The following is a 10,503-nucleotide window of genomic DNA, read 5'->3' as shown; positions in this document are numbered from 1 at the left end:
GTCGGAAGCAGGAACCCGCCGAGACGACTGCGCAAGGAGCCATCCATGCGCAGCGTGGTAGGAATCTCCGGCCTTCAGGCCGGGGAGGATGTCAAAAGACCTCAGCTGCCCAACACTGTGCAGCTGACAAAAAATACAGTTCTCTTGGGAGAGGAGCCGAGGGTGGTGGCGTTGGCGGCGCGGAGCGCTTGGGAGCGGATCCACCGGTTGGGAAAGGGGCGGCAAATGCTAACGTCAGAGTAGGGATCTTTCCGCTGGGCAAGGGATCCCGTTACCCTGGTTTTTGGCTTTTTCCCCAAGATCTGGATGTTGAGAGCTGGAATTGTCGGCCTGCCCAACGTAGGCAAATCTACCTTGTTCAACGCCCTCTGTGAAAATGCCAAAGCCGAGGCGGCCAACTTTCCCTTCTGCACCATTGAGCCGAATGTGGGGCGGGTGGCGGTGCCCGACGAGCGCTTGCAGGTGCTGGCCAAGATCAGCGGTTCTGCCGAGATCATCCCCAGCCAAATCGAGTTTGTGGATATTGCCGGGCTGGTGGCCGGAGCCAGCAAAGGGGAGGGTCTGGGCAACCAGTTTCTCTCCCACATTCGCCAGGTGGACGCCGTGGTGCATGTGGTGCGCTGCTTCCAGGACGAGAACATTGTGCATGTGGCCGGATCGGTGGATCCCTTGCGGGATATCGGGGTGATCAACTTGGAGCTAGCCTTGGCGGATTTGGCCCAGATCGAGCGGCGCATAGAGCGGGTGCGCAAGCAGGCAAAGTCCGACAAAACCGCCCAACTGGAGTTGCAGGCTCTGGAACAATTACAGGCTGCCTTGGACGAGGGCAAGCCGGCTCGCCTGGTACCCCTCAGCCCAGAAGAAGAGCAGTTGATCAAAGGGTTGGGGCTGCTCACCCGCAAAAAAGTCATCTACGCCGCCAATGTGGCGGAAACGGATCTGGCCAGCGGCAATGCCTGGGTGGAGCAGGTGCGGCAATTTGCCGAGGCGGAAGGGGCAGGTGTGGTGGTGGTCTCAGCCCAGGTGGAGGCGGAACTGGTGGAGCTGCCCCCCGACGAGCGACAGGCCTATCTGGATTCGTTAGGGGTAAAAGAGGGCGGGCTGAAATCTCTCATCCGAGCCACCTACGAGCTGTTGGGCTTGCGCACCTACTTTACCTCTGGCCCCAAAGAAACCCGCGCTTGGACGATCCCCGTCGGAGCTACAGCCCCTCAGGCAGCCGGGGTGATCCACTCCGATTTTGAGCGGGGCTTCATCCGGGCCGAGACGGTGGCCTATGCCGATCTGGTGGCGGCGGGATCCCTGAATGCCGCCAAAGAAAAGGGCCTGCTGCGCAGCGAAGGCAAAGACTACGTCGTCCAGGAAGGGGACGTGATGCACTTCCGCTTCAATGTCTAGTTCCCTATCCTCCTGCATCTCTCAGGCAAGCTGGGTTTTCTCAGAAACTGAAGACTTGCTCCCTGTCTTTAGGCAAAAAGACTTAACCCGCCCTGGACAAGGGATCCCAGCGCAGCTCCGGCTGGGTCTGAGAGGGGGCCTTTTCCTAAGAAAACGGTTGACGCTGTAACGAAACATCACAATAATTGGACTAGATAAACAAATGTTTTAGGGATGCATTGATGGATCTGCTGCAATACGGCCCGATGGCCTGGGTTTACATGGCAATCTTTGCCTCTATCATTTGGTGTATTTGGGGTCGTTCGGAAGACGACATCATGTTCTAGCCAGAGCGGGAGAGCTTCCTCTGTCGGCGGGGGCCATTCCTTGCGCTTGAGCCGGCAGGGGCAGCCTTTCACCAATCGTGGCTCTGTAAGGACGTTGTAAAAAATTTTGTAGAATCCTGTTGGGCTTGCGCCAGCCTTGGGATTGACGGCAATACCATCCTAGGCAGTGGGAGACTTTTCCCCCTGCTTTTGCAACACAGCAGCCTGCAGCGGTTATGGGTGTTACCAGCTTGATCTCCCGACGTCCTCTGCCTGGGGCAGAACAGACGCCAGAGGGCTACCGTCTTTCTTGGCGGGGCGTTGGGGTGATGGGGGTGCTAAACGTTACCCCCGACAGCTTCAGCGATGGCGGCCAGTGGGGATCCCCAGAAGCAGCCGTGCAGGCAGCCGAGGCCATGGCGGCGGCAGGGGCCTTGATGGTGGATGTTGGCGGCGAGTCCACCCGCCCAGGGGCAGATCCGGTGCCGGTAGAAGTGGAATGCGACCGGGTTTTGCCGGTAATTCGAGCTTTGCAGGGATCCGGGATCCCCATCAGCGTCGATACGCGCAGAACGGAGGTGGCGGCTGCGGCTTTGGCTGCCGGGGCGCACATCATCAACGATGTCAGCGGGCTGCGGGATCCCCAAATGATACAGGTCTGTGCCGAAAAGGGGGTGCCGGCGGTGATCATGCACATGCGGGGAGAGCCGCGCACCATGCAGCAGCAGACCGACTATGCTGACCTGGAGGGGGAGGTTTTCGGTTTTCTCAGGGAACAGGCAGAGCGGGCCCTGGCAGCGGGCGTGCCCAGCGTTGTTTTGGATCCGGGCTTAGGCTTTGCCAAAACTGCCGAGCAGAATGTAGTCCTGCTTAAAGCCCTACCGCGGCTGGTGGCCTACGGCTACCCGGTCTTGGTGGGGGCCTCCCGCAAAAGTTTTGTGGGCAAGCTTTCCGGCATTGCCGTACCTAATCAGCGAGACAGCGCCAGCGTGGCCGTGCACCTGTTTGCAGCCAGCCGGGGGGCTGCCCTGGTACGGGTTCACAACGTGCCGGCTCATGTTTCCGCCCTTGCCACTTGGGAAGCTCTGCACCATGACGCAGGGTAGGCTGGTGCTGCAGGGCCTCGTCTTTCATGCCTATCACGGCCACTGCCCGGAGGAAGCGGTTTTGGGTGGGCGTTTTGTGGTGGACGTGGAGATACGGCTTTCCCTAGCCGAGATCCAAGATGACCTCTCGCGCACGGTGGACTACGCCCAGGTGTACGAGAGGGTGCGGCAGGAGGTGACCGGCCAACGCTACCGCTTGGTCGAGACCTTGGCGGATCAGATCGCAGAGCGGCTGTGGCAGAGCTATCCCCAACTGGAGGCCCTAACTGTGCGGGTTCACAAGCCCCATGCTCCCCTGCCGGGGCTGTTCGAGGATGTTTACGTCGAGGTCGACCGCCGGCGAGCCGTAAGCAGGGCGGAAGCCTCATGAATCGTGACCTGGCCTATGTTGCCCTGGGAAGCAACCTGGGGGATCCGCTGCAGCAGTTGCGCTTGGCTGTGCAGAAGTTGCGCCGGTTGGGAGAGGTGGTGGCCTGTTCCAGTCTCTACCGCAGCCCAGCCCAAGGGGGGCCACCCGGACAGCCTGATTACCTCAATGCAGTGGTGGCCTTGGATCCCTTCCCCCCTTACCAGTCTCCCCTGGAGTTACTAAGGGCGCTGCTGGCCATCGAGCAGGAGGCAGGACGGGTGCGGCGCATCCGCTGGGAGGCCAGAACCCTGGATTTGGATCTGCTGGCCATGGGCAGCCGCATCCTGAACAGCCCTGAGCTGACGTTGCCCCACCCCCGCATGATGGAACGTGCTTTTGTCTTAGCTCCCTTGGGGGAGATCGCTCCCGACTGGCGTCACCCTGAGACCGGTGTGGGGGTCAAAGAGGCACTCATCAGTTTGGATCAGTCCTGGCTGGAGCGCACAACCCTCGGCTGGGAGTAAGAAAGAGTTTGGTAAGCTGGTTAGGGATTTCGGCAAAAGGGATCCCATGGACAGCCTCCAACTCTGGCAGCGCTACTGCGATTGGCTTTACTACCATCCCGGCCTGGAGATTTTCGTCGATATCAGCCGCATCCGTTTCACTCCCCCTCAGGTGGAAGCGCTACGGCCTCGCTTTGCCCAGGCTTTTGCCGATATGCAGGCTTTGGAGGCAGGAGCCATTGCCAACCCCGACGAAGGCCGCCAGGTGGGCCACTATTGGCTGCGGGCGCCCGAGCTGGCTCCCACCCCTGAAATCCGGCAGGCCATTCAGGATTCCATTGAGCGAGTGGAAACCTTTGCCGAAAAGATCCATCGCGGAACCATCCCGGCCAGCGGGGGGGGACGGTTCACCGAGCTGCTCTGCATCGGCATTGGCGGCTCAGCTCTGGGGCCGCAATTTGTGGCGGAGGCCCTGGCTCCGCTGCACCCCCCCCTGAACATCCACTTCATCGACAACACGGATCCCGACGGGTTTGACCGGGTGCTGGGGCGGCTGGCAGACCAACTGGGGCAAACCCTGGTGATCACCACCTCCAAATCCGGCGGCACCCCAGAGCCCCGCAATGGCTTGGTGGAGGTGAAGCTGGCCTACCAAAAAGCCGGGATCCCTTTTTCTGCCCATGCGGTGGCCATCACCGGCCCCGGCAGCCAATTGGAGCAGCAGGCGCGGCAGGAGGGGTGGTTGGAGGTCTTCCCCATCTTCGACTGGGTGGGGGGGCGCACCTCCGAAACGTCCCCGGTGGGCCTGTTGCCGGCAGCGTTGCAGGGCATTGATATCCGGGCTTTGCTGGCCGGGGCAGCCACCATGGATGAGGCCACCCGCCTGCCCCACCTGGAGCGCAATCCCGCCGCCCTGCTGGCCATGGCCTGGTACATCGTCGGTCAAGGGCAAGGGCGCAAGGACATGGTGGTTTTGCCCTACAAGGATCGCCTGCTGCTGTTTAGCCGTTACTTACAACAGTTGGTGATGGAATCCCTGGGCAAATCCCACGATCTAAACGGCAACCGTGTGGAGCAGGGCATCGCCGTTTACGGCAACAAGGGCACCACCGACCAACATGCCTACGTCCAGCAGTTGCGGGATGGCTTGAACAACTTCTTTGTCACCTTCATCGAGGTGCTTCAGGATCGGGAGCCCGGGATCCCTTCCCCCTTCGTGGAGCCGCAGGTGACCAGTGGTGACTACCTGAGCGGCCTGCTGCAGGGTACCCGCCAGGCCCTCTACGAAAACGGTCGCGACTCCATTACCGTGACGCTGCCACGGGTAGATGCCCGCTCGGTGGGGGCCTTGATCGCCCTCTACGAACGAGCCGTGGGCCTCTATGCCTCCCTAATCCAGATCAACGCCTACCATCAACCGGGGGTGGAAGCAGGCAAAAAAGCCGCCAGCGCCGTCTTGGAGCTGCAACGGCGATTGCTAGAGACGGTGCAGGAGCACCAGGGATCCCTGACTTTGCCCCAACTGGCAGAGAAACTGGGCTGCCCGGAGCGCATAGAAACCCTGTACTGGATTGTGCGGCACTTGCACGCCAATGGCCGCGGAGTGCTCTTGACAGGGGATCCCGCCCGCCCCCTGGAGCTGAGCGTCCAGCCCCGGCCCGCTTGATCCTCTGATTTCCTGGATTGGGTGTGGAGCGCAGGCTTGAGTTGGCCAATCTGTACCTGGCCTTAAGCCCTCCCCGGCCAGCCGGCCCGCCTGCCTAGAATCGAGCAAGAGTCCACTCCAGGAGGAGACTATGGATCAATCTGCTGCCGTCCTACCCTTACAGACTCCGAAAGATGTCTCCATCGAAGATATTGAGCGGGAGCTGAACAAGATCTGGTCTTCCAAAGGAGAGAGCGTTGCCGCCCGCGCTGCCACCTTTACCCTGGTGGTGTACGAATCTCTGGACGATGCGCTGTTGCTACCTTCTCCCACCGTCGAGGCCATCGCCACCCAAAACCCCTGTCGCGTCATTGACCTGCGAGCCAAACGGGAGGGATCTGCAGACGACGCCATCGAGGCCCAGGTGGCCGCCTACTGTCCGGTGACCCGTGAGCAGCGCAGCTCGTTGGTCTGTTGCGAATACATCACCCTGAAAGCGCCCGAATCGGCCTTTGTGCGGGCCTGCAGCACCGTTGCCTCGCTGCTGATCCCCAACTTGCCCACCTTTTTGTGGTGGCAAGGGGATCTGGATTTGAACAGCTTGCTGTTTCAAAAATTGGTGGCTCTGAGCAACCGGGTCATCGTCGATTCACGGGGCTTTGTCAATCCAGAAGAAGATCTGCAGGAAATCCACCTCTTGGTGGGTGAGGGGCGCCACTGTGGGGATCTCAACTGGCGGCGGCTGCTGCCTTGGCAGGAACTCACCGCCCAAGCCTTTGACCCTCCCGACCGGCGGGAGTCCCTATACCTCGTAGATCGCGTGAACCTCGACTACAAAGCCGGCAATCCCTGCCAGGCGTTCCTCTTCCTGGGCTGGCTGGCCAGTCGCCTGGGGTGGACTCCCACAGAGCGGGTTCAGGCTCAAGAACACGATTACAAGATTGACCGCATCCGCTTTCAAACCCAAATGGGCGGCGAGGTGATGGCAGAACTGGCCGCTGTGCCCTTGGCCTCGGAAATTAGCCAGCCGGGGGATCTCATCGGGCTGCGCCTCACCTCCAGCAACCAAGAAGCCGACGCCTGTACTGTGCTGTGCTCCGAAATCACAGGGTGTATGCGCATGGAAGCCATGGGGGGCGCTCAGAGATGTGTGGTTCGCCAGGTGGCTCCCCTGGAGCAGGATTCCCTCGACACCCTGCTGGCTGCCGAGTTGCAGCGGCTTGGCCCCGACTACCTCTACGAAGAAACCCTAGGGGTGGTGGATCAGATGCTGAAGCTGGGCAAAAGCTGAGATCTGCTTCTGGTTTAAGTGACATACTCCCGCACTCATGCTGATGCAAAGCGCTCCGCGCCGCTAAAGCGAGAGAGTGCGGGCTTCAAGGACTCCGTCCCGCTGACGCGAACAGTGACTCCGGTTAGCGCTCCGCGCTGCTAGCGCGAAAAGGACGGGATGCCCCACCACCCTGTACTTGATGTTTATAGCGGCAGTGTATAAAACCCCGCTACTTTTTATGTTTATGGCACCAGTCAAGGACAAAACATCATGTCCCCGCCTTTCATCCCGACTCTCACCCTGGATAGTGGCTAGCCACTAGTCACTAGCCCCTAATAGAGGGCGGGGCTTCCCAGCGGTGTAGCTAACGGGGTGCAGGGGCAATCAGTCCCGCGCCCTGTCCACAGGACGAGCGCCGGGAGGATGTTATAGTAGCTACAGAGGGGTCGGCTAGCTGCGCAAGGTCACCGGAAATTGTGTTGCCAACTGCGCCCTCACCTGGTTTTGCAGAGCTTCTACCTCCGCATCCGTGAGGGTGCGATCGGGAGCGCGGTACACTAGGCGGAAGGCAAGGCTGCGCTGCCCTGCAGGTACTCCTTGGCCCCGGTACTCGTCGAAAAGCTGCACCGATTGGAGAAGTTCTCCGCCCGCTCGACGGATAACCTTCTCGATCTCACCAACGGCAAGGTCGAGTGGCGCAAAGAAAGCGATATCCCGATCGGCAGCGGGAAAAGGCGAAAAGGGGACAAATTGCACAATGCCCCGTCTCTCCAGGCTTTCCAGCAAGGGATCCAACTGCAGCTCAAACCCATAGACCTGATCTGGCAGCCCCTTTTCCTGACAGAGGCGGGGGTGCAGTTGCCCGAACAAACCGATGCGGGATCCCTCAATCCACAAACTGGCCTGGCGACCGGGGTGCAGCAGCGGCGATTGCTCTTCAGGGGGATCCAGACGAAACTCCGGGCCAAATCCCAGCCGCTCCAGAGCGGAGACCAGCAGCCCCTTGGCCTCGAACCAGTCCATGGGTCGGTTGCGGTGCTGCCAATCGTGGGGATTGGGATCCCCGCCCAAGATACCGCCGATATGCTCAGCTTCCCGGTAAGGGTGGGGGTTGGGGGGAAGGGCATGGGCAAAAACACGACCGATTTCAAAGGCTTGGAGCGGGCCGTTGCCTTGATCCCAGTTGAAGCGGAAGGCCTCCACCAGGCCGGGAAGTAGCGCATTGCGCACGGCTGAATATTCAGGCGAAAGCGGATTGGCAATCCTCACCAAAGATCCATTCTCCTCCGCCGGGCAGAGGGAGATGTGATACACCTCTGTCAGGCCAATGCCGCGCAGCACTTCTCGGATCTGGCGGGTGAACGTTTCCCGCGCCGAAAGGGATCCCACCTGCGGCTCGGTGGGTAGGGTTTCTGAGAAGCGGTCATAGCCGTAGAGACGGGCAAACTCCTCGATGAGGTCGATCTCCCGCTCAATGTCCCGCAGGCGATAGGGGGGAACGACGACCTGCCAAACGCAGCTGGCCACGGTTGCCGTCTCGGTAGCGGGGGAGAGGGCACTCTGGGAATTGGCCCCTTCGCAACGGGAGAGCTGAAAGCCCAAGGCAGATAGGATCTCCTCCACATCCGCCGCCTGCACCTCGTCCCCCAACACATCGATCAGCCGCGACAGCCGCAATTTCAGGGTGCGTTCCAGGGGGGGCCGCTGGTCAAAGGTGGTGAGGCCGGCCACTGCTCCCCCTGCCAGTTCCAGGATCAACTGCACCGCCCGATCCCGGGCCTGATCGAGGGTGGCAAAGTTAACCCCTCGCTCATAGCGGGTGGAAGCCTCGGTGCGCAGACCTTGAGACCGGGCCGAGCGCCGCGTCACCGCTGGATCGAATAGGGCTGCTTCCAAGAAAATGCGGGTGGTGGTCGAGCCGACCTCGGTTTCTTCCCCTCCCATGACCCCGGCCAGAGCTACCGGTTGGCTGCCGGCCACAATGAGATGACTGTCGGCTTGCAAGGTGCGGGTTTGGCCGTCCAAGGTCTTTAAGGTTTCTCCCGGCTGGGCCAAGCGCACCTCGATGGTGGGTTTTTTCTTGCCCATGACCTGGAGCAGGCGATCCCAGTCGAAGGCGTGCAAAGGCTGGCCCCATTCCAGCAGGATCAGATTGGTAATATCCACTACATTGTTGATGGATCGCATGCCGGCAGCGGCCAGTCGGTGTTTTAGCCAGTCGGGGGAAGGGCCGACTTTCACCCCTTCGATCAACACGCCACTGTAGGCGGGGCAGGCTTTGGCGTCGGCAATGCGCAACTGAAAGTTGGGGATGGGCTTGGCCTGAAGAGGCTTGACGGGGGGCAGGCGCAGCGGGTTGCGGGTGAGGGCAGCCACTTCGCGGGCGATCCCCACCATGCTCAGGGCATCGGCCCGGTTGGCGGTGGAAGTGAGATCCAGCACCACATCGTCCAAGCCCAAAAGAGGACGCACATCAGAGCCAAGCGGATGGGCCTCCAGATCCAAGTCGGGCGGGAATTCCTGGATCCCTTCGGAAGATTTCTCCAGCCCCAGCTCGGCCAGAGAGCAGATCATGCCCTCCGAGATCACCCCCCGCTTGTCGGCTTTGGCAATGGTGAGGGAGAGGGCGGGCAAATGGGTGCCGGGTGTAGCCACTGCTACCAGGATCCCGGCGCGGGCGTTGGCGGCTCCACAGACAATGGTGGCAGGCCGATCGGATCCCAAGTCCACCTGGCAAACCTGCAGCTTGTCGGCGTTGGGGTGAGGCTCGGCAGCCAGGATCCTGCCCAAAACCACCCCATCTGCCCAGGTGCGGCGGTCTTCGATCTCTTCCACTTCAAACCCCGCCAGGGTGAGGGCCTCTCCCAGTTCTTCGGGTGAAAGTTGGAAATCCACCAGTTCTCGCAGCCACTTCAAGGAGATGCGCATCGCTGAGCCATCGGTGCAAACGCCGCACCCATTATCGCTCACCTGGCCCTCTTCTCCAGCCGGGATCCCGGCCCAAGATCGTGGGATGGCATAGACCCGGTTCTGGCCGGAACCGGTGGGACAGGGTGGGATGCTAAAACAGTGAAGGCGAGGGCTGAGGTCAGATCCAGCGCCTAGCAAGGTGAGGAAGGATGAAGAAAGACTGGGCAAAACGGTTGCGCAACGGGTTGATTGCCGCAGTAGCTGTGCTCTTGGCAGCAGGACTGTTTTTGGCTAACCAAGGGCGTCAGGCGGGCAGCAACTTAGAGGCTCTAGCCCAAGAGGCCATACCTTGGGAGCAAGCTCAGGCCAATGGCAAACCTTCTTTGGTGGAGTTTTATGCCGATTGGTGCAGCACCTGTCGTGCCATGGCACCCCTCCTGGCCAGCCTGAAACAGGAATTTGCCGATCAAGTCAACTTCGTCATGTTGAATGTGGACAATCCGAAGTGGCTGCCGGAGCTGAGCCGCTACCGGGTGAACGGCATCCCTCATTTTCTGTTTTTGGATCGGCAGGGAGAAGTGCTGGGATCGGCGATTGGCGAACAGCCGCCGTCGATTCTGCGAGCCAATGTGTTGGCTCTGGCAACTGGACAGCCCCTGCAGTTGACCAATGCCGGGCCAGTGTCTGCGCTGGAGCGGAGCGGGCCTATCCTCCCCAATCAGCCGGATCCCCGCAGTCATGGTTAGGAGTTTGGTCCAGGGTTTTGTTGTCTTGGACACAGGCGGAAAGGTCTGGCCTCGGTTTGATATTGGATAACTTCTATCCATTCTCGTAGCTCACAAGAACAGGCCATGGCTGTCGAGACAACACCGATTTTGCCGGATCCGCAACGGTTGATCCCGAGCGAGCGCCTCAGACAAGTAAACTACCCGGCCCTGACTGCTTCGCAGTACAGGGCGGGCTTTCGGTAGCCCTGCAGTTGGCAAGCCAACCACGGGCCTCTAGGCTGGTTTA

General features: G+C 60.7%; 9 protein-coding genes. 8 read left to right on the top strand and 1 reads right to left on the bottom strand.

Annotated elements, in window-relative coordinates; genetic code table 11:
• From ACVW0B_RS13740 to ACVW0B_RS13710, 7 genes are all read left to right on the top strand, one after another.
• Positions 1–243: hypothetical protein (locus ACVW0B_RS13740; RefSeq protein WP_457404373.1), on the top strand; the 243-nt coding region annotated here is incomplete at its 5' end.
• A 63-nt stretch (positions 244–306) separates the two neighbouring features.
• The gene (gene ychF / locus ACVW0B_RS13735; protein ID WP_011434459.1) at positions 307–1,398 is read left to right on the top strand and encodes a redox-regulated ATPase YchF; all 1,092 of its coding nucleotides are present in this window, start codon (positions 307–309) and stop codon (positions 1,396–1,398) included.
• A 541-nt stretch (positions 1,399–1,939) separates the two neighbouring features.
• Positions 1,940–2,809 carry a dihydropteroate synthase gene (gene folP, locus ACVW0B_RS13730; RefSeq protein ID WP_457491942.1) on the top strand — a complete coding sequence of 290 codons (870 nt, stop codon included), beginning with the start codon at positions 1,940–1,942 and terminating at the stop codon, positions 2,807–2,809.
• Positions 2,796–3,179, top strand: a complete 384-nt coding sequence (folB, locus tag ACVW0B_RS13725; protein WP_414375071.1) for a dihydroneopterin aldolase — start codon at positions 2,796–2,798, stop codon at positions 3,177–3,179. Before folP ends, folB begins: the two co-directional genes overlap by 14 nt.
• Positions 3,176–3,682, top strand: coding sequence for a 2-amino-4-hydroxy-6-hydroxymethyldihydropteridine diphosphokinase (gene folK / locus ACVW0B_RS13720; RefSeq protein ID WP_414375073.1), 507 nt, complete (start codon positions 3,176–3,178; stop codon positions 3,680–3,682). The genes folB and folK overlap by 4 nt, the downstream gene beginning before the upstream one ends.
• 46 nt (positions 3,683–3,728) lie before the next feature.
• The gene (locus tag ACVW0B_RS13715; protein WP_457491941.1) at positions 3,729–5,327 is read left to right on the top strand and encodes a glucose-6-phosphate isomerase; all 1,599 of its coding nucleotides are present in this window, start codon (positions 3,729–3,731) and stop codon (positions 5,325–5,327) included.
• A 130-nt stretch (positions 5,328–5,457) separates the two neighbouring features.
• Positions 5,458–6,597, top strand: a complete 1,140-nt coding sequence (locus ACVW0B_RS13710) for a glucose-6-phosphate dehydrogenase assembly protein OpcA (protein WP_457491940.1) — start codon at positions 5,458–5,460, stop codon at positions 6,595–6,597.
• A gap of 432 nt (positions 6,598–7,029) precedes the next feature.
• Here the strand turns inward: ACVW0B_RS13710 and pheT are convergent, their stop codons facing one another.
• Entirely contained in the window at positions 7,030–9,507 is a 2,478-nt protein-coding gene (gene pheT / locus ACVW0B_RS13705; RefSeq protein ID WP_457491943.1) for a phenylalanine--tRNA ligase subunit beta, read from the bottom strand.
• A gap of 191 nt (positions 9,508–9,698) precedes the next feature.
• Here pheT and ACVW0B_RS13700 point away from each other — a divergent pair, with 191 nt between their 5' ends.
• Positions 9,699–10,235, top strand: coding sequence for a thioredoxin domain-containing protein (locus ACVW0B_RS13700; protein ID WP_414424035.1), 537 nt, complete (start codon positions 9,699–9,701; stop codon positions 10,233–10,235).
• Positions 10,236–10,503: the final 268 nt, after the last annotated feature.

Source organism: Thermostichus sp. MS-CIW-23 (assembly GCF_054059455.1).
The sequence above is the reverse complement of the archived record's forward strand: the minus strand, read 5'-3'. Positions and strand labels throughout refer to the sequence as shown.